Source organism: Rickettsia endosymbiont of Orchestes rusci (assembly GCF_964030945.1).
Classification (GTDB): domain Bacteria; phylum Pseudomonadota; class Alphaproteobacteria; order Rickettsiales; family Rickettsiaceae; genus Rickettsia.
This window is the reverse complement of the sequence record NZ_CAXIQG010000004.1, coordinates 221904-243592: the sequence shown is the minus strand read 5'-3', so window position 1 is coordinate 243592 and position 21689 is coordinate 221904. Positions and strand designations below refer to the sequence as shown.

Genomic DNA, 21689 nt, shown 5'->3' with positions numbered 1-21689 from the left:
ATACGTAGAAGCGTGGCAAAATTAAATAAAAAATTACTGCTATATTATGCAAACCGGGACAATGATAATAAGCAGGAGTTATCGATTAATATCAAGAAATTCTTTAAGCAAAAAACTATCGGTTTTTATAGTGAGTTATTAAATATCACTCATCCGACATTAACGGAGTATTTATTCGGTAATGATATTAAAAAGTTTATAACCGACCAACTAACATCTATTAATCAAAATACCGACGAAGAACAGTTAAAGGAAAAAATTACCGCAATAGTTAAACAGCTACTTAGCAGGCTTGAACAAGGATACGGCAATAGAAAATTTGAGGAAATAGTTTCCGATAAAAGACGGGAAGAGATTTGTAAGTTGCTGCAATCAATAATGCTAGAAAAAAACTTAAATGACAAAAATAAAGAGTTTTTACTTAATGATGAATTAAGCGAAATTATCGGTGCAATAGTTGAAAGTTATGAATTTGCCGAACCGGTTTACGGCAGCGAAAGAAGTGACGGCTCGGAAAATGCGCAAAGCGAAGATGATGAAGAGGAAAAAATAAGCGATGAAGTATATACTTTCATGCAAGAGCTAAAGGAAAATTTAAGTAATTTTCAGCGAAGTATCATTGAATATTGTGGGCTGATTATGCCAAATAACAATGCTGCTTTACTTAAAAATATCTTAGAAGATGAAAATAGCATCAAGCTTGAGAAGTATTTATTACTATCGAAAAAATATATGCCGTTATTTAAAAAGATGTTCCCACGCTTAGGACAACATGAAATAGGTGTAATAGCCAAGCACTGCCTGCCGTCTTTTCAGCAAGTTCAGCTTTCGGGTATTTTACAGATCTATCAAAATAACCTAGTTGCTATTATCGGTGATGAGGAATTACACGGCGTAAAGATTTTAGATAATGAACTAATTAAACTAAAATATCCTGTTAGATTTTTATCAGTGGGATTTAACTATTCTTCGGTGTTACAGACATTTCCGTTTATTTTCCCTGATGAGGTTGAGCATGCACCTAAAAGTAGCGTAGAGATCGGCTTGAAGCTATTTAACACTAAAGGCGGCTATATTGAGGAAAAACTACCTAACGGCGAGATTAATAAGCAGCATATTAACAGTAGCTACTTAGATACCGACAATTTAATCAGATTTGCGAGTGTTAAGAAATATTTAGCAACTAAGGAAGTATGTAACATACTAGCCACACCTTACAAATCGGGTTGGGTAAATTTTGTTTTAAATTCCGGAATTCAAACCGATGTAGATTTTACTTTTGTCGTCAATAAACCATATCCTGCCAGCATTCTAAAAATATATGCTAAAGCAAAGATACTCGCAAATTATAAGGGGTTATAAAGTGAGAAAAAAATAAAGAAGCCAAAAATAAAGAAATTATTAAAAGCAAAAAACCACCGCTAATTCACAGTGGTTAGATGCCGACCGGGTTAGCCCAATCCTTAAACATTATACTATAATTTATGGTATTAATTCAAATAAATAATAAAAAGATCGTTAAAACATTATGTTTAATTTTCTGGAATTTTTTGGCGGCGGTGCAGGGGTGTTTGCCACGGGAGCGTCTTTACTTAATAGCTATGCACAATTAAGGGCTAATAAGGAACAGGCAGCAAATGCCTTGTACAGCCAAAGGCATGCTTTAAGAGCAGCGGGGGAACAAGAAAGGTTTGACTTTCGACAATTACAGGAACGCAAGGCAGAATATAGCGAGATCTGTAATTATCACGTTGATATGCTTCGGCAAAACCAATTATCGAATCGGCAGCAGCTAGGGTATAATATCCTCAAAAGCGGTATCGGTATTACTAGCACGGATTCGGCAGGTTTATTATAGCGTCATCAGGCTTATATGGACGAAATGAAAGCTCGGTCTGTCGAAGCTGAATATTATAGTGGCAGGCCAAGATCAAATATCAATTCAGCAATGTCAGATTTAAACAAAGAGTTAATAAACCGCAATATAAGCGGCATAAAATCAGCTGCACCTTGGCAAAATTTGGGTACACTTATTGGCGGTGTTAGGGATTTGGCGAGTATTGCTAGAACCGGAGAGTAGATCAATGAAATGGCAAGCAATAGCGGGTGTTACAAGTCAACTTAACGAGGAAGCCAGAGGCTATTTAGTCCGTAAGCTTGAGAAAGACGCCAGTGTTCAAATTCCGGATATTTGGTCGGATTTTATTAATGATACTACCAAACATTTACATCAATCACAAAGCAATCTTGAAATCGCTAATGATGAGAAGACAGGCAGTTTAACTGCTCTGACACAATTTGATGAGCTACATCCGGATTTTTTAGAAAATAACAAGCCGTTTTTGAAATATACTCTTGATAAATACGATCAAAGAGCGGCGGGGTATCTAGCGAATGTTAAAAATCCAATTACTAAGAAAATCCTACAAAGCAAAATCGGTGATTATCGAGTAAATTTGGCAGATAAGGTTAGCAATACCGAAGTAAGGTTAATTGACGGCAAACGTCATAATATGGCTATTGAAGCAATAGAGAAATCAAAAAGTGCTACTTACGATAATCCACAGCTTTACGAGAGTCACTTACAGGACTGCTCCATTGCCGTAAATTCATTATCCTTACTACCGCAAGAGAAAGAGCAGTTATTACACCAAGCCAAAGAAGAACTAGCGGGAGCGGCAGCAATGGGAGTAGTAGCACATTCACCGGAAGCTATATTAAATAATAATATAAATCCTCCTTGGAAAGAGCATCTGTCATTTGAGCAAAGAATAAGGCTAGAAAATCAAGCTAACAACTTAATTCATCATAAACAATTAATGATGCAACAGGAGGTAAAATCATCATGGAAGTCTCATTTAGCTAGCATCCTTGAAATCGGCCAAGGTATTAAAGCCATAGATAATCTGCTGCGAGTAGCTTTTAGTAACGATGATCCGAATCTTTATAAGCTAAAGCAGGATGAAGCAGTTCATAAAAAAGCCTTTTTTATAACGCAGCAATTAAAAACAGCTCCTTTAAATGAAGGAGATAACATTTTAGCAGCAATTGCACCTAAAGCTGGCGATCTTGATTATGATAGTAAAGAGAAAATATACCACACATTAGTAAACTACCATCATGAGCAGATAAGGTTAGCAAGTACTGATCCAGCTGCTTTTGTTGAGCAATTATTTAAAGATGAGATACCGCAAAATCTATCCATGGAACAGCGTTATATACTCCGCAAGCAGTTACAAGAGCAGAAAGGCATTCCCTCTTATGCGCAAAGATATTTGATGAATGTTGAAAGCAATGAGTTTTTAAGAAAGCTAAATAGTGGTGATATTAACGAAATTAAAAATACGGTAAATAGTATTATCGGGCTTTGTGATGGTAACGGCAATCGATACGGACTTGAGATTATGGATGAAATTTTAGCCACTAATAAAAATGATAAATTAGCATTATTAATCCATCATTATGCCGAGAATAGATTATATAACCGCGATACTGCTCAGGCATTTATGGAGATGGTAGGAGCAAATAATTTATTTAGTAAAATTGAAGAGAAAGAGTTTAACAAAATCATCGAAGAGGATGAGGATATAAACAAATGGGCTAATAATTTAAAATGGCAGAATATCCAAAGCGGTTCAGAAATAGAACAAATGAAACACGGCATTAAATATTTAGCAGCTTATTATCATTCACAACAAGGTTTATCACCGGAAGCAGCGGTAAATAAAGCGAGAGAAAAACTTATTGATGAAGTATATATGAATATCGAAAGCAAACAGTTACAGATCCCAAGGCAAATAATAGCCGGTAATATGATCCATAATTTGGATGAAGATTATATTGAAGCAAATCTTGTTGAGCTGCAAAAAGGCATTATTAACGGCACTGTGCCGTATGATTACCACACTAGCTTTGGAATATCCGGGGAGGATGCTATAGGTGAAGAGGCAGCTGCTCGCATAAGGGCAGAAGTGCTTAGGCACGGTAGATGGAAAATGACCCCTGACAAAAAAAGTGTCTATTATACTTATTTAACGAAAGAAGGCAGCTATTTACCGGTAATGGCAGGAAAGAATCAGTTATTAAAATTTGATTTAGTTGATTTAAATAATCCGGCTAGCTTAGAGAGACAAAAGCAAAATTTTTTAAACGCCATCTCCAATACCCCTTATGAAAATTAAAGGAAATAGCCATGTTTGGTAAGTACCCGCAAGTTTATATTCCTGATTTACCGGAGCATAAAAGCATAATTGATATTGCCGGCAGTAGCAAAATGGACGTCCTTAGAGCCGCAGCACATCAGGCTTACGATGATAGCCCGAGCTTAAGCAGTATATTTAATCCGGAAAATATAGAATATTTTACCGGTCTTCAGCTACGAAGTATGAGGATATTAGTTTCAGACGATTACTCTTATGAGAAAAAAATTACCCAAGAAGAATTTGAAGCAAAATATAAAGATACAAGATTAAAATACGATCCTAATTTTACTGAAGATGAAATAAAAAGTATTTTAGAGAAAGACAAGCAGCGAGAAATAAACGAATATATAATTTCCAAAGGCAAAGGCGGACTCGTTGAAGCAATTGGCAAGTTTGGCGTAGAAATAGTGGCAAGTAATTTATCGCCGATAAATATAGCGGCGTCTTTTGTGCCGATCGGCGGGCAAGCTAGATGGGCGGCAGCAGCCTTAAAATATGGAGCGTTAAAAACAACCCTCACTAAGGGTTTTGTAGGCGGAGCGGCAGGACAAGTATTTCTTGAACCTATTACCCATTATGAGCGAAATCGCGAGCAAAGAGAATATGGCTTAAAGGATAGTGTCGTTAATATTCTGCAAAGTGGTTTATTCGGCGGGGCATTACATGGTCTAGGCTATTCGGCTAAATATTTAAAAAACCGTTATTTTGTCACGAGCGAAACTTTAGCTCCGGAAGTTAAAACCGATCATCCCATAGTAGATAGTCAATTTAAAGAAAATACTTTAGCAGTACTTGCAGAAACCGATCCACAACAATTAGCTACCGAACCCCACAATACTGAATCTTATAACCTTGATTCCAATAATTCTGCTTTAAATGATTCTACTACTCTTTCACCCGTTCCTATTCTTGCAAAATTACAGGCGGCAAAATTAAAATTAATAGGCAAAGTCGAACAACTATTTCCGCAGTATTTTAATCAATATAAAAAATTAGCTACCCTAGAGCAATCATTACATGAACAGTTTTATACCGGCAATAAGACAGAGGAGTTGCCGAAACATTTAAAGAAGAGTTTACAACAGGAAAAGGCAAAGTTGAAAACATTGAAGGAGCAATATATTAACCGGCCTGAATTTCAGAAATATTTAACTGAAGAAAAGAAATTAAACAACCGGATAAAAGTTAATCTAAGAAAAGAGCAGTATGAGCTGCGAGCTTATGATTTATCGCCTGAAAATTTATATATAGCACGTAACCAAATAAACGAGGGAAAACATATAAATCTAGATAATCCACACGAGGCAGTGTCTATTTATGAAGGAGATGGATCAGTAGAAGGAGAAAGAACAGCAAGAAAAACAAGAAAAAAAAGAGGAGCAGAAGAAGAAACAACTATAGACAATGCTACAAATACTGAAATAGCTAGCTTAGCAGAGCAAGTAGCTTCGCTTAAAGATGAAGTAGCAAATTTACCTGAAGAGCATAAAGCTAGCTATAAGGAAGAGCTAATTACCGAGGAACAAATTGAAAAGCTCGTCGGTGAAGTAATTAACAGAATAAAAAAACGAGGAAATGAAAAATCACTAGCAGCTCTTTTAAATACTCTTTCGATAGTTGATAAGGAGTTAGTCGGGAAATTAAAAACTCTTCATAAGGATTATACCGGGAACAGAAAATTAGCACTATTGGAGCGAAATAAAGAGATCGACATGTTTGTAAGTGACTTTAAAGAAAAAAGTTTTTTAAGAAAAAGAGACAATGCTTTAAAATTAATTAAGCAAGCTGAAGGAGAGAGTTTTATTCGTAGGTTTGTCAACAAGACCAGAGGCACTCTAGAGTATTTGCGACAAGTGTGTTTAAGGCAAGTAGCAGTAGAGCGGGAGTTTTTATACGGATTGCTGCGAGATTTAGAACAAGCCGGCTTAACTGCCGATTTCAGCAACAAAAAATATGAGGCTGATATAGTGCAGGAGTTGTGGAATATAACCCATCCGAACAAAAAAGATACTCGTAGCTATAGAGCTAAAGATATTGCATCTATTATTTATAAATGGCAAATGAAAGCAATTAATCGTGCCAATTTGGCGGGAGCTTATATTATCCCGATAGAAGGCTATATTACCAGGCGAACTCATGATGCAAAAAAGCTACTGGAAGCAGGCTTTGAGAAGTGGTTAAAGTTTATAGAGCCGTTACTTGATCATAAAAAGACCGGTAAAGTTGATTTTAGGAAAATATATAATAATCTAGCAACCGAAACGCATTTAAACGATGTAGACGAATATTTAAGCTTCACTTTTAAACGAGTTAAAGACAAGAATAAAGGCAGTAGCAGTACCAAGGATAATATAGCCGATATGACTCCGGAAGACAGAAAGCTACATTTTAAAAATGAGCAGTGGAAAGCGGAATTATCGTTTAAACGCAATAAAACAGCGAATAAAAGCGGCGGCATCGGTAATGTAGCCAACAAGGTATCGGCATGTCGAAAGCTACATTTTAAAACTGCCGAAGCAGAACTAAAATATTTATATGAGTTCGGTAATTACTCTCCTCCTAATGTTGTTGACAAAGTTTTAAATCCCCTAATACCTACAAAATCATTTATAGCTGAATCTATTGTTAGTAACTTAAGCAAACTTAGTAAAAGCATCGGCATTTTAGAAACTATGGGATCAAATCCACAAGAAATGTTAAATACTTTAAGAGAAACTGCTACCGGCGAATTACAAGCAGCAGCCACTAAAAATGCCGGCAAGTTACAAGCAGCTTCCACTAAAAATACCGCTATATTTAAGGATTTAGAAGGGTTAAAGGGTAATAGCAAATTTGATAATCAATTAGCTTTAATGTTAGGGGTGCGTTCTGAAGTGCCGCGAGTAGATAGGATACTCGGAGCTTACCGTGCTTGGAAATGTATCAGTAGTCTCGGCAGTACGGTAATCAGCTCTTTTGCCGATGCTGCTACTTTTGTTGCTGAATTACAAAATAACGGCATCCCCTTCCTTGAGTCCTATCGTAATATTATTCAAGTGTTTAGCTCTAGTTTTAACCCTAAACAAAAGAAGGAATTTGGTATGCTACTCGGTGTAGGGGTCGACTCACTATTTGGCGGTATTTATTCAAGACTAAGCGGCGAGGGAGAAGTAGCGGGCAGTATAACAAAATTAATGAACGCTTTTTTTAAGTTAAATTGTATGGAATGGTGGGACAATGCTTGGAAGGGGGCTGTTGCTAACGTACTATCTCATAATTTGGCTATGGAGTTGTCAGTAGAAAAACCATTTAGAGCTTTATATACAGGACTACAAACTTTATTAGAGCGATATAATATTAACGAAAATAATTGGCATTTATATAAAGAGCTTATCCAAACTGTCGAAGGTAAAAAATATTTAATCCCCGATGTTAATTTATTAAATTCATTACCCGATAAGCTCATTAACGCCCATTTAATACTTGAGGGCAAGGGAATAAACGAACTTAATAGGACAAGATTTAAGCAGAATATAACCAATAACCTTCGTAGATACTTAATTGATCGAGTAGATACGGCAATTCCTACCCCTCATACTGCGGAAAGGAACGCCGTGCAACTCGGCAATCTCGGCATACAGCAAGGTACACCGATAGCGGCGGTCGTTAAATGTCTGATGCAGTTTAAAACCTTTGCTTATACTTATGCGGCAAGATCACTTAAAGCTGCAACTATCGATCAAATCCCGATTCATGAGCAACGAGGCTACGGCTTATTTGATAAGGGTACTTGGCAAGATTTAGGTAAATCTTTAGAAAACCCTACTACTTTAAAAATACTCTCGCAATTATTAATGGGTACTACCGGACTTGGCTATTTATCGATTAATGCCGGAAGGTTACTACGAGGGCAAGAATTACTCGCCCCAAACGATGAAGGAGCATTTACTGCTTCTGTACTTAAAGGCGGCGGGCTTGGCATATATAGCATAATCCATTAAGGTATTGACAAGTAGCATAAAATAAGTAAATCTATGTGCGAAAAAGGAAAGAGATGGTCCGAGCATATCCATACGAACTAAGAACAAAAGCATTAGAGTTAATAGATAAAGTTAAGTCAGTAAGTAAAGTTAAGGAGTTATTAAATATATCTAGGCAAACATTATACAAATGGCAAGCTATTCAAAAGAAAGAAGGAGATATTCAGCCGAGAGTAGGCTATCAAAAAGGTCATAATAAAAAGCTAACAAATATGCCGGAGTTTAAGGAATTTATAGATAATAATGCCGATAAAAGCCTAAAAGAATTAGCAAAAATATCAAATAAATGGTCAGCAACGACAATTTGGCGAGGTATAAAAGCACTAGGATATAGTTATAAAAAAAACTTTTACGCACCCCAAAAGGGACGATGGAGCAAGGAATGATTTTATAGCTAGAATCAAAACTATTTCAAAAGAAGATTTAGTGTTTATGGATGAATCCGGAATAGAAGATAATGCATGCTTGGAGTACGGTTATAGCCTAAAAGGTAAAAGATATTACGATAAGAAAATTTACCAACATAAAACAAGAGTAAGTATGATAGCAGGGCTTTGCAATGGTAAAATAATAGCTCCAATAGTTTTTGAAGGGACTTGTGATACACTAATTTTTAAGAGTTATGTTGAAGATTTTTTGATCAAAGAATTAAAACAAGGTCAAGTGGTTGTTATGGATAATATTAATTTCCATAAGAATTCCAAGGTCAAAGAGCTAATAGAATCTGTAGGTTGTAGTATTTTATTTTTACCTACTTACTCTCCTGATTTAAATCCAATTGAGCATTATTGGTTTAAATTAAAAAATCAAATTAGAAAAACTGCAAAAGACTTCGAACATTTTTTTGATGCTGTTTGTTATAATCTGTCCATATCTTAATGGATTATGCTGTAGCTCGCTCCTGCCGCTGCCGCGGGTAGTGCGACCGGAGCAGCTGCAACCGGTGCCGGAGCTGCTACATCCGGGTCTTTCGGTGCTTCTATGCTTGGGTCACTCGGAACGGGGTTGCAATATGCCGCGCCTTTGCTTGGTATCGGTCATTATATAAATATGATGAATAAAGGCAAAAGCCTTGGGGGGCTTGAGAGAACAATATTGGACGGCGGAGGAGCAGGAGGCTATAATAATTCCGCTTCCCTAGGGCAATACGGCTTATTCGGCAACAAAACCGCTATTCCGGAGCTTGGCGGCTTAAAACAATCACTATCGCATTTTAATATGCCGACTATACCGAAGATACAGGACTTGCCGCAGCTTGGGGAGTCTTTAGGTAAAATTACCTCACTCGGAGATCTTGAAACTTTAAATTTAGGGCTACCGCAAATGACTTCGGCGGACGGCAAAAAATACAGCTCGGAAGTGTTATATAGTGCGGATTTTCTCAAGAAACTTAAAAAAGTCTCGCACAAATTAGGAGTGCCGTATTTAAAGGGAAATATAGCAGCGGCAAATAATAAGAGGAGTAATATAATTTATGCGTGATGAATTAAGTAGTAAAATAGAATATTTTGAGACAATAAAGACCAAACGGGAAAAATGGGGGACTGTCTGGGACGAGCTAAAAAAATATGTCTGCCCGCAAACCACAAGCAATAAAGAAATATTTGACTCTACTGCCATCTGGTCAAGGGAGCAATTAGCTTCAGGGCTACAAAGCTTAATGGTTAATCGGGCTATTAAATGGTTTAGTATTAATTTGTTAGAACAAAGCGGGGGCGGCGAAGACGAACAACAATTAAACGAGCTACCGGAAGTTAAATTATGGCTGGAGATAGTAGAGAATAATATATTAAATGTTTTTAATAATCCCGGATCAAATTTTTATAATCAAATACACGAGTTTTTTTTAAATCTAGCGGCATTCGGGACAAGTATATTTTACGTTGAAGAAGAGCCGAGCTTGCAATCGGGTTTATTCTTTCGCAATATCAGTTTAAGAGAATGTTATTTTGAGGAAGATAAATACGGTTTTGTTAATTCGATGTATCGTTTGTTTAATATGAACGTTAAAACAGCTGCTAGCAAGTGGGCAGATTTTGCACCGTTTAAGGATAAGCTGCTTAAAAGCCCTGACGAACAAATAGAGATATTGCATATCGTCGCCCCCGCAGATGACAGCGGTAATAAGAAAAGTTTAGCTTATAGCTCGGAATATATTTATTTAGCCGAACAACAAGTAATAGCCGAGTCCGGTTATTCCTACTTTCCGTTTTTCGTCACAAGATGGATCAAGGAAGAAGGGGAAGTATACGGCTATGCTCCTGCTCATCACGTGTTGCCGGATGTTAAGCTGTTAAACTCCTTGAGACAAATTACGCTGAAAGTAGCGCAGAAGCAACTAGACCCGCCTTTATTAGTGCCTAAGGATGGCTATTATTTGCCTCTCTATACTACACCGGGATCTGTTAATTTCTATCGTAACGGCATGGCGGATAAAATAGTACCGCTTACCGGTATGGAGAATATCTTACCGACCGAGATAGAACAAAACCAATGTCGGGATGCCGTATTTAAAGCCTTCTATATTGATATCTTTCGCATGCAGAAAGAAAATAAAGAAATGACCGCTTTAGAAGTGCAAATAAGGAATGAGGAACAAATGCGGCTAATGTCGCCGATGGTCGGCAGAATTGAAACGGAGTTTTTAAATCCGCTAATTAGAACTATTTACGGGATATTGCTTAAATATAATAAATTGCCGTTATTGGAAGGCGTAGAGAATACGCAAATAGATATTGCTTATACTTCACCGCTAACGAGAGCGCAAAAGTCATCGGCAATTAGTAGTATGGAGCAGGTTATAGGATTTTTCCAACGGAGCGGCATTATTAATTTATGCCCCGAAGTTTACGACAATATCAACTGGGATTTATGTTTTAAATTATTTTTTGAGCTACGAGGCGCGCCGCAATCGGTATTAAAGAGCGACCGGGAAGTAATGCAGCTAAGGCAGCAGAGAAAAGCAGCGCAAATGCAACAACAACAAATGGGACAAGCCGGCAATGAAAATTTTAATTGAAGCAGCTAGTACGGAGCTAGATAATTCAGATATTAACCTTACTATAAAAAAAGCCAAAGATTTAACTGAAATTTATAGTAGAATATTTACCTCAAAGGATGGTATAATGATCTTAGAGGATTTGGCAAATATGAGCGGCATGTATCGCAGCAACTTTATAGTCGATAATGATAGGCACACGGCTTATTTAGAAGGACAGAGGGCTTTGTTCTTATATATCTGTTCGCAGCTGGAAAATGATATAAATAATATGGAAGGTAATTTATGAATACGCAAACACAAAGATATTTAGACCCTACAAATGATAGCTTATTTAAAAAAATTTTTCATGATTTGGGAAGACTAAAGGAATTTATCAATAATATACTTGATTTGCCGGAAGGTTATAGAATTAAAGAAATAGAATTTATACCGGTAGAGCAATTACCTAATATTGACAGAGGAAAGAGGAGCGTATTTGATTTAAAAGTAAAAGATGAGTCGGGTAATTGGTATATTATTGAGATGCAAAAAAGAAACGAAAGCGATTATTTAAAAAGAGTACAATATTATTCCGCTCATTCATATACTCAACAACTTACGGCAGGAATAACACATAAAGATTTATTGCCGGTGGTAGTTATTTCCTTAATGAAGACTAAAGTATTTGACAATGAAGTACCTTATATAAGTTTTCATAAAATGACAGAAACTAAAACGAATAAACAATATTTATTTGATTTTTCATATGTATTTATTGAGCTTAAAAAGTTTAAGAAAGATCAATTAACTAATATTGCCGATGAGTGGTTACATTTATTTAAATGTGCAGAAAAAGAACATAAACCCCCGGCAAATATTAAAAGCAAGAAGGTGTTAGAGGCTTATCACGCTATAGAATTACATAACCTTACTCCTGAAGAGTACGACGCATATATAAGAGCAAAATTACTAGAAGACGCCGAGGATATAGCTTTAGCTGAACATTTTGAAAAGGGTAAGGAAGAAGGTATTGAGAAAGGAATAGCAAAGCGAAATATAGAAATAGCAAAAGAAATGCTAGCTGATAATGAGCCGATAGAAAAAATAATTAAGTATATAAAACTTACGAAAGAAGAAATAGAGCAGTTGAGAAACGAAAAAGCGGAATAGTTGTTAAGTGATCGTTACCCGCTACGCAGTTAACGATCTTAACAATATTGTATCATTAAACAATTCAACCCACAAGAATTATTTTATAGATAGGTTGAAAAAATAACCTTCTTTTAATGAGGAATAAAAAATATGCTAGAAGAACAAAATACATTACAAGACGATAATATAGGGGAAGCTGCGACCTCTTGGCTTTCTTCTTTGCCTGACAATTTACGCAGTTCTGAATCTTTAAGTAAATTCAAGGATATACCGGCACTAGCAAGTAGCTATTTAGAAGCCGAGAAAAGCTTAAATAGCCGTGTTGCTATTCCGAAAGCTGAAGGCTCTGATGAAGATTGGCATAAATTTTATGCTCGTTTAGGCTTGCCGGAAGATAAAAAATATACGGATAATCGAACGGCAGAAGATGAGCCATATGTAAAACAATATGAAGAGCTATTTTATCAAAGCGGCTTAAGTAAGCGGCAAGGCGAGAAATTGCTTGCAGGGTTATATAATTATTCTATGGATTTGCAGAAGAAACAGCAGGAAGAGCTAGAGGGCTTGCGCAATTCAAATGTTGAGTGGTTAAAGAAACATTATAACGACGGCTTTGATAGTAAAATGCAGGTAATGCAAGCGGCACTTAGTAAATTCGGCACGAAAGAGTTAGCCGGATTAATAGAGGAATCACATTACAGTCCGCCGCTGGTTGATTTACTTGTTAAAGTCGGTGAAACATTAAAATCCGACTCACTTGTCACAGGTAGCGAAAAAGCCGTAATTACAGGAGCAGAATCGGCATTAAAAGAGATAAAAAGACTTGAATCCGATGAGGGTTTTATGATAAAATTAAAGGATAAAAGCCATACGGGACACAGTGAAGCAGTGACCCAAAGGCGGCAATTATACGATATCGCTTTTAATAAGAAGTGATAATATTCACGAGTGATAACTTCGATTAGGTCGCAAACACAGCGGTAACCTTTTAAAAAGAAGCCACGAATAATATTAAAGAAGATATTTATTTAAGGTTAACAAATTTTTAAAAGGTTACAAATATGGAACAAATTACCGAAGGGCTAAAAGAAGAATTCGCCCGCAACATTCAACTAGTCATCCAGCAAGAAGGTTCAAAACTCCGTAAGTTCGTTACGAACGAGTCACAGGATACGGAAGTCATCCAATTTGAAACGATGCACACCCACGAAGCTTTGCCGAGACATAGAACGGCGGCAGGCTATCACCAACCGGACAATGCCGATCAACTAGAAAGACTAGAAGCATTTAGAACGCCGAAGATCACGAGACGCCAAGCGGTAGCACAAAGCTATTACTGGGAGGCGGCCATGGATAGAAACGATAAGCTTAATTTGCTAAGGGATCCGACTAGTAAATTCCCGAAACTTGCCGGCTGGGCGATCGGCAGAAAACAAGATCGGATAATTATAAATAGCTTTGCCGGAGCTGTTAACGGCGGCAGAACCGGGCAAAATATTATTTACTTTGACGTAGTAAATAACGTTATTCCGGTCGGTGCTAAGCTTGTTGATACTACCCTTGCACTGCATGCAAATAGTTTGGCAGGAGTTCATAACGGACAGCAGGGAGCAAACGCCAAGGAAGCAATGCAAGCCGGCGGGTTAACAGTCGAGAAGCTACTTAAAGCTCATCAATTACTTAAAAAACATAGTTTCGGGGCTGATGAAAAATATTATTTAGTTTGCTCCTCTCATCAAATAGGCAATTTGCTACGAGACAGTCAAGTAACAAGCTATGACTATAACAGCGTTAAAGCACTGGTTAGCGGTGAGGTAAATAGCTTTGCCGGATTCAACTTTATCATTACCGAGATGCTAGGGGGTATTAGCGGCACGACAAACTCCATAAGAGATTGTTACGCCTTTACGGAAAGCTCTATAAGGTTCGGCACCGTTACGGGATCGGTGGAGCGGCAAATAGATAGGTTAGTGCAATATCATTATGCACCTAGCTTATACTATTCCGAGAGTTTCGGCGCAACTAGAACCGAAGAGGGGCAAATTGTTTGCATTAAATGTTTAGAGCCTGCAGATAGCGCGGGACATGTGGGCGATCATTGGAAGGCGGCAGCAGACAATGCACATTTTAACGGCGCAGTACATGCAAGTATCGTACCACAGCAGATGATAGGAGCGCAATGTCGTAATGTTGATAATACGGCAAATATTGCAGTTGAGGCTTTAGAAGCGCTATTATTGAAGTAATCCATAGGACAATAAAGCGATGAAACAGGAAATAATCCGCAAGGCTATAGTAGTTTTGGGGTCAAGTAGCAACATTCAGAGTAGTATCCAAAACGGCAATGCTGCCAGTAAGGCGGAAAATCTTTGCGAGGAATTTGTAGAAGCTTCTATTGAGGAAAGCATATTATCGGTTAAATGGGGATTTGCTTTAAAGCGAGTTGATAATATCGAAGGAGAAGCAACAGGGTTTAAGTTACTCCCGGATATTACCGACTGTGTCAAAGTAGCGGTGATAGTGCCGTCTAATTTGGAATTTTATATTGAATCGGGTAGAATATATTTTAAAGGTAATCGCCTTACTTCAATTTTTTACTATTCCGGCAAAGTGATTGAGTTACTACTTACCGGTGACGGCATAGCTTGGCAAAACGTACCGCAGAGTTTTAAACTGCTTGCTAGTCTCGGTTTAGCCGCGCAGGTAGCTTTTGCGATGTATTCGGATAGTTTATTTGCCGACGGCTTAAAAAGGCAATATTTAATCAGGCTGGAGGAAGCAAGGCGTATCCACTCTATCGGTTACAATCTAGTTAACTCCGGTGAAGTGTAATTTTAAAAAAGTCTTATGGGCGAGCAATTTATCTATTCACAAAAAAACAATTTTTCAGGCGGGGAACTAACGCCGACCATTGAAGGACGCACCGAGCTTGGACTATATCAAAACGGCGCAAAGAAATTATTAAATTACGTAATTTTGCCTTCCGGCGGTATTATGCGCAGACACGGCACGCCTTTTGTGCATTTGTTTAAGGAGAATGTGCCGCGGAAAATAATAAGTATAATGTTCTCAAGGAAGTTATCATATTTATTAGTTTTCGAGGCTCATCCGCTTAAAACTAGTTGTTCGTTTTTCGTTAACGGCAGCTTGTTTTTAACGACTAAAATATTAAAGGATCAAGGTCAGGATTTTCGTTTTAGGATTAAAGATTTTTCTTATTGTTGCTTTCAAGGAATAGCTTATATAAATTTCGGTAGCGGTGAAAGCGGCATTAACAGACCGATATTTAAGTTTTCAGTCGATCCGGAAATTGTCGAAAAGTTTTACGCTTATTTAGCAGCACAACAACAATTAACCCCTGCTAGCGGTGCTATAGCAGCAGCTCCTGAAACGGCGGCAAATTTCCTAGAAAAGGATAAGCTATTTATTATTGAGCCGCTAAAGGCACATGTAAATTATTATAAGCAAATACAAAATAATAAGACAATACAAAAACCTTTTAACGAAGTTATTTATAACGCCGAAATCGATAAAATAAACGATGAGCTTAAAAGACTACACAGCCCAAGCCAAGCAAGTAGCAACGTCTATGAACAGCAACAACAACAATTATATTGCTCTTCAGTCGTTACCTTTGAAAATCGCTTATGGTGTTTCGGGGCTAATAAAAATATTCATGCAATTTGGGCAAGCTATAAAGGCGATTTTAACGATTTTCGTATGGCATATAAAACTTTGTTAGAGGCACGTAATCCGTTAACTTCATTTTCCGCGACTTTCTCATCGGCTACCTTTGATAACGTCTTATGGTCTATTCCTTTCTCTAGTGAGTTATTACTCGGTACTAGCGACGGCATTTATTTAATTAAAGAAGGCGATCGGAGTAAAGGCGAGTTTATCAAAATCCAGAAAGAGCTAGATATACCCGTATCGCCGATAAAGCCGGTTATCATCGGTAAAACGATATTTTTCGTTGAAGGTAGCGGCTGCAAGATTAATAGCCTCTATTACTCGCAAGAAAAGGGCGGCTTTCAGTTATACGATATAACGGCTTATGCGGAACATATATTTACTAGCGGCATCAGGCAAATAGTGGGCATTAATAGCCCGTTCTCGATGATTTTCGCGGTACTTAAGGACGGCTCTTTTGCTAGCTTTACCTATTCGCAAGATTTAAAAATCATGGGCTGGACGCCGCAAATGCTCGGCGGTAATAACGCTACAGTGCTAAGTATTACTCCCATTTACGGCGATAATGAAGATAAGTTATATTTTCACGTTCGGCGTTCGGATGATATAGGTAAAGGCAGCAAAGAATATCTTGAAGTGTTACATCCTAAATATTTTACTGCCAAAAATAATGAGATGCATAAGCCGGTTTATCTAGATTGTTACGTTAATATTACCCGCCCCGATGAAGAGGCATTAAATCATAATATTATGCAAGCTATAAAAGATGATAGCAGCGTCGAGTTTCGCGGCGACACTACTAAGCTTGAGAATATAATACAATCACAAGCGGCGAATATTTTAAAACTCAACATCGACAATATTGATATCGATAATAATTTTAAATACGGCAATAAATTAGTTAGAGATTACGGCGTTGAGAGTGAAGCAATAAAAACTTTTCTAACGAAATACTATAAGGAGCAAATGCCGGCAATTATGGAGCTTATGGGAGCTTCATTTGCTTTTTATCGGATATTTAGCAGTTTTTACGTAACATTTGAGAATATTTTTGGCGGTGAGCCTGAAAGTCTGGCAATAGCGGAGCAGCTAGTTAATGACGGGGAAAGGCTTAGCAACGATATAATACAAACAATAAATAATATAACGGCACAAAACTTAAATATTCCGCAAATCTTTAATGATAGCGGATTAATTGAATATATACCGAATAATGCATTTTCGTTTAATGTAACTATTTGTGAGAAGATTAAGCAGCTAGATATAAATTTAATTAAATCCATTATAACGACAAGTAAAGAAATCATAAAAGCCGCCAAAAGCGTTATCGATATAAAATTTGAAGAAGCTAAGGAGCTAAAGGAAATGCATAAGAGCGTTGCCGAGCTTAATAATAAATTACTGTTATATTATGCTAATAAAAATAATGATAATAAAAAAGAACTGTTAGTTAATTTAAAGAAATTCTTTAATCATCAGGCTATAGGCTTTTACGGCGCAATGCTAGATGTTACTCATCCGACTTTAACAAAATATTTATTTAGTAATGAGCTAAAAGAATTAATAAAACAACAAGCAATAACGATTAACCAAAATACTAATAAGGAACAGCTGAAAGAAAAAATTACTTTAATAGTAAAACAGCTAGTTAGAAAATTAGAAGAAAAACATAAAACAAGAAGAGCCGAGGAGATTGTTACCGGTAAAAGACAAGAAGAGATTTGCGAGTTATTACGTAGTATTCTTCTAGAGAAAAATTTAGAGGAAAGAAGTAAGAATTTTTTACTGACCGATAAGTTAAACGAACATATTGAAGAAGTTATTGAAAACGATACATCCCTTAATTATGAGAGTGACGCAAGCGATAGATCAAGGGGAGTAGAAAGCGAGACCGACGAGGAACAAGCAATAAGCGTTAAAGTATATAATTTAATGCAAGCTATGCGGCAGAATTTAAAAAGCTTTCATAGTACGATAATTGAGTATTGTACGTTAATTATGCCGAATACTCACCCGATATTGCTGAAAAGCATATTAGAAGACGAAAAAAGCATTAAGCTAGAAAAGTATTTATTGCTATCGAAAAAATATATGCCGTTATTTAAAAAGATGTTGCCAAATATCGGGCAGTATGAGCTTGGCGTAATAGCTCGGCATTGTCTGCCGTCCTTTGATCAAATTAGCGCGCCCCGGTTACTGCTGATTTATCAAAATAATATGGCGGCGATTGTCGGCGATGAAGAGTTACAAGATATTAAAATTATCGATAACGAGCTGATAAAGCTAAAACAACCGGTAAGATTTTTATCGGTAGGCTTTAATTATAGTTCGGTGTTACAGACATTTCCGTTTATCTTTCCGGATGAGGTTGAGCATGCGCCTAAAAGCAGCGTTGAGATCGGTTTGAAAGTTTTTAACAGTAAAGGCGGTTATATCGAGGAAAAGCTAGACAACGGCGAAATTAATAAGCAGCATATTAATAGTAGCTATTTAGATACCGACAATTTAGTCAGGTTTGCGAGCAATAAGAAATATTTAGCTATTAAGGAAGTAACGAGTAGCCTTGTCACGCCGTACAAATCAGGCTGGGTAAATTTTGTTTTAAATAGTCAAATTAACACCGACGTAGATTTTACTTTTGTTGTCAATAAGCCTTATCCGGCAAGTATTTTAAAGATATATGCCAAGGCGAAAATACTAGCTAGTTATAAGGGATTATAAAGTGAGGGGAAAATAAAGAAATTTATTAAAAAGCAAAAAACCACCGCAATCCACAGTGGTTAGATGCCAACCGAGTTCCCCAGTCCAATATAAATAATATAGCAAAATAATAAATAAGACAAGAAAGTAGAGTAACAACAATAAACGTTATAGCTCCCATAGGAAAAAAGAACTATAACGCTTGTACTTTAGGTTTGAGTTTTTAGCTCAATTTTAATCTATAATATAATAATTTATTATGCAAGTAGGAAAATGTTTAACTTTTTAGATTTTTTCGGCAGTTCCGGCGGGGCGGGAGTATTTGCGGTAGGTAGTTCGTTAGTTAACAGCTATGCGCAATTACGAGCTAATAAGGAGAGGAATCGGCAAGCTTTATATGAGCAGCAACACGCTTTAAGGGCTAACCAAGAACATTATAGATTTGACGCACGACAGTTAAAGGAAAGAGAAGCGGAATATAGCGAAATATGCAACTATCACGTCGATATGCTACGGCAAAACCAATTATCGAATCGGCAGCAATTAGGGTTTAATATCCTTAAAAGCGGTATCGGTATTACTGCTACGGATTCGGCAGGTTTATTATTGCGTCATCAGGCTTATATGGACGAGATGAAAGCTAGAAGCGTCGAAGCCGAATATTATAGTAATAGACCGAGATCAAACATAAATTCGGCAATGTTAGGGCTTAATAATGAGGCAATAAACCGCAATATAAGCGGTATTAAATCAGCTGCGCCTTGGCAACAACTAGGTAGTATTGTCGGCGGCATTAGAGATTTAGCTAGTATTGCAAAGGTTGGAGAATAGACAAATGAAATGGCAAGCAATCGCCAATGTTACCGGTCAAATTAACGAAGAAGCTAAGGGCTATTTAGTTCGTAAGCTTGAAAAGGACGCGAGCGCTGAAGTGCCGCATTTATGGGCTGATTTTATTACCGAGACTAGCGGGCATTTACACAATTCACAAAGTAATATTGAAATATCGCCGAGCGGTAAAACAGGCGGTTTTGCGGTAGTAACTAAATTTGACGAGTTACACCCCGATCATCTGGAAAGCGGTAAGCAATTTATTAATTATGCGTTAGATAAATACGATCAAAGAGCGGTGGGGTATCTGGCAAATGTTAAAAATCCTTTTACTCGGAGATCTCTACAAAGCAAGATCGGCGATTACCGCATACACCTAACTAATCAAATCAATCATACGGAAATAAAATTAATTGACGGCAAGCGTCACCATATGGCTATTGAATCAATAGAGAAATCAAAAAACGCTATTTATAACAATCCTGAATTTTACGGGAGTTTTTTACAAGATTCTTTTACGGCAATAAATTTATTATCGCTACCCTTGCCGGAAAAAGAGCAGCTAATAGATCAAGCACAATCGGCATTAGCGGCAGCGGCAGCAAGTAGTATGCTGAAACGATCGCCGGAAGCTTTAATTAATCAAAGCAGATTACCGCCTGAAGCACAACCTTTATGGTTACAGCATTTAAATTTAGACCAAAAAATAAAACTAGACAATAACGTCAGTAATTTATTGAAACAAAAACAAGCAATAAAACAGCAGCAAGTTAAATCAGTTTTGCCCTCTCATTATGCTAGCATCCTTAAAACAGGTTCAGGCGTTACCGGTTTTGAGAATTTACTTAATAGTAGCTTTGCGCCGAATGATCCGAATTTGTTAAAGATTAAACGGGATGAAGCTTTATATAAACAAGCATCAGAGGTAGCCGAGCAACTAAAAAAAGCACCTTTAAGCGAAGGGAATAAGATATTAGCCGAGATTGCGCCCAAAGGCGGTGAAATTGATTATCTAGATAGGGAACGAATGCATCATATATTAGTACAAAATCATCATGACGGGCTTAAGACTGCCTTAAGCGATCCCGCAAAATATATAGAAGAGTTATTTAGTGAAGAAATGCCGCAAAGCTCATCATTAGCGGAGCGTTGTGTAGTACGCAAGCAATATCAGCAACAAAAAGGCATACCGGAATATGCGCAAAGATGTTTAACCAATGATGAGCAAGCGGAGTTTTTAAGAAGAATTGAAGGCGGCGGCAACAATATTAATCAGGTAAAAAATACTATCGATAGTATTATCGGATTGAAAGACGAGAACGGCAATAATTACGGATTAACTATTATGGAGGAGATTTTTAGCGGCAAGGATAGCGAATTATTTATAAGCCTTTACGCCGATAATAGATTATATAACCGCAATATTGCCGATATATTTTTAAAGATGATTCCTTATAAAGGGCAGTTATTTAATGCCGGCGAAGAAAGAGAATATAATAAATTTATTGCTGAAAATAAAACCCTGCAAGAATGGCAAAGTAATATATTCCGGCAAGGTGAGCAAAATACTAATGAAATAAGCGAAAGAAAACAAGAAATCAAATATTTAGCTCTGCATTACGTTAGAAACGGGCAATTAAAGCCTAAAGAGGCAATAGAAAAAGCTACCGAGATCGTTATTAAGCAGCGATATATGTCGGTTACCAAGGATAAGCTACAAATACCGCAACAGTTAATAACAAATAATATGATCCATAATTTGGATGAAGATTATATTGAGGCTAATCTTGCGGAGCGGCACAGTAATATTATTAACGGCAATATTAATTACGATTATCATATTAATTTTGGCGCAAATTGGCAAGATGGGCAGAGTCTCATAGTAAAGGCATTACAACAAGGTCAATGGAAATTAACGCCTGACGGGAAAAGTGCATATTTTACCTTTTTAACTGAAGAAGGTACTTATCAGCCGTTAATGGAGAAAGAAGGAAAAATATTAACATTTGATTTGATAGATTTAAATAACCCGCAAGGATTAGAGAGACAAAAGCGGGAATTTGAGCAAATGAGTTTAGAGATATATAATAAATTTGGCCAATAAAGCGAAAGTTT

The 21689-nt window shown here is 37.0% G+C and carries 16 protein-coding genes; all 16 read left to right on the top strand.

The features are described 5' to 3' along the window. Window positions 1-12: 12 nt before the first annotated feature. The 16 genes from AAHM91_RS04715 (at window position 13) to AAHM91_RS04640 (ending at window position 21678) form a co-directional block, all read left to right on the top strand. Entirely contained in the window at window positions 13-1362 is a 1350-nt protein-coding gene (locus AAHM91_RS04715) for a hypothetical protein (protein ID WP_342270052.1), read from the top strand. Between the two features lie 166 nt (window positions 1363-1528). Continuing rightward, window positions 1529-1858 (top strand): hypothetical protein, encoded by a 330-nt coding sequence (locus AAHM91_RS04710; protein ID WP_342270051.1) that lies wholly within the window; start codon window positions 1529-1531, stop codon window positions 1856-1858. A gap of 24 nt (window positions 1859-1882) precedes the next feature. Further along, on the top strand, window positions 1883-2080 hold the full coding sequence (locus AAHM91_RS04705; protein ID WP_342270050.1) for a hypothetical protein: 198 nt from the start codon (window positions 1883-1885) through the stop codon (window positions 2078-2080). Between the two features lie 4 nt (window positions 2081-2084). Beyond that, on the top strand, window positions 2085-4181 hold the full coding sequence (locus AAHM91_RS04700) for a hypothetical protein (RefSeq protein WP_342270049.1): 2097 nt from the start codon (window positions 2085-2087) through the stop codon (window positions 4179-4181). A gap of 11 nt (window positions 4182-4192) precedes the next feature. Beyond that, complete coding sequence (locus AAHM91_RS04695; RefSeq protein WP_342270048.1) at window positions 4193-8182, top strand: hypothetical protein; 3990 nt, start codon at window positions 4193-4195, stop codon at window positions 8180-8182. Window positions 8183-8235: 53 nt separating this feature from the next. Beyond that, window positions 8236-9100, top strand: a protein-coding gene (locus AAHM91_RS04690; protein WP_342269478.1) for an IS630 family transposase whose coding sequence is annotated in 2 segments (ribosomal slippage) — window positions 8236-8559 and window positions 8561-9100 — 864 coding nt in all. Because the reading frame shifts where the segments join, the coding sequence is not laid out codon by codon here. A gap of 102 nt (window positions 9101-9202) precedes the next feature. Continuing rightward, window positions 9203-9703 carry a hypothetical protein gene (locus AAHM91_RS04685; protein WP_342270047.1) on the top strand — a complete coding sequence of 167 codons (501 nt, stop codon included), beginning with the start codon at window positions 9203-9205 and terminating at the stop codon, window positions 9701-9703. Beyond that, window positions 9696-11240 carry a portal protein gene (locus AAHM91_RS04680; RefSeq protein WP_342270046.1) on the top strand — a complete coding sequence of 515 codons (1545 nt, stop codon included), beginning with the start codon at window positions 9696-9698 and terminating at the stop codon, window positions 11238-11240. The genes AAHM91_RS04685 and AAHM91_RS04680 overlap by 8 nt, the downstream gene beginning before the upstream one ends. Then, complete coding sequence (locus AAHM91_RS04675; protein WP_253307815.1) at window positions 11224-11508, top strand: Bbp19 family protein; 285 nt, start codon at window positions 11224-11226, stop codon at window positions 11506-11508. The genes AAHM91_RS04680 and AAHM91_RS04675 overlap by 17 nt, the downstream gene beginning before the upstream one ends. After that, a complete protein-coding gene (locus AAHM91_RS04670) occupies window positions 11505-12371 on the top strand; it encodes an Rpn family recombination-promoting nuclease/putative transposase (protein ID WP_342270045.1) in 867 nt (288 codons plus the stop codon). The genes AAHM91_RS04675 and AAHM91_RS04670 overlap by 4 nt, the downstream gene beginning before the upstream one ends. Window positions 12372-12503: 132 nt before the next feature. After that, a complete protein-coding gene (locus AAHM91_RS04665; RefSeq protein ID WP_342270044.1) occupies window positions 12504-13289 on the top strand; it encodes a hypothetical protein in 786 nt (261 codons plus the stop codon). A gap of 125 nt (window positions 13290-13414) precedes the next feature. Further along, entirely contained in the window at window positions 13415-14599 is a 1185-nt protein-coding gene (locus AAHM91_RS04660; RefSeq protein WP_342270043.1) for a phage capsid protein, read from the top strand. A 19-nt stretch (window positions 14600-14618) separates the two neighbouring features. After that, a complete protein-coding gene (locus AAHM91_RS04655; RefSeq protein WP_342270042.1) occupies window positions 14619-15185 on the top strand; it encodes a hypothetical protein in 567 nt (188 codons plus the stop codon). A gap of 15 nt (window positions 15186-15200) precedes the next feature. Next, a complete protein-coding gene (locus tag AAHM91_RS04650) occupies window positions 15201-18764 on the top strand; it encodes a hypothetical protein (protein ID WP_342270041.1) in 3564 nt (1187 codons plus the stop codon). A 252-nt stretch (window positions 18765-19016) separates the two neighbouring features. Continuing rightward, window positions 19017-19574, top strand: a complete 558-nt coding sequence (locus AAHM91_RS04645; RefSeq protein ID WP_342270040.1) for a hypothetical protein — start codon at window positions 19017-19019, stop codon at window positions 19572-19574. 4 nt (window positions 19575-19578) lie between these two features. Then, window positions 19579-21678: a hypothetical protein gene (locus tag AAHM91_RS04640; RefSeq protein ID WP_342270039.1), complete on the top strand. Its 2100-nt coding sequence runs from the start codon at window positions 19579-19581 to the stop codon at window positions 21676-21678. Window positions 21679-21689 lie beyond the last annotated feature (11 nt).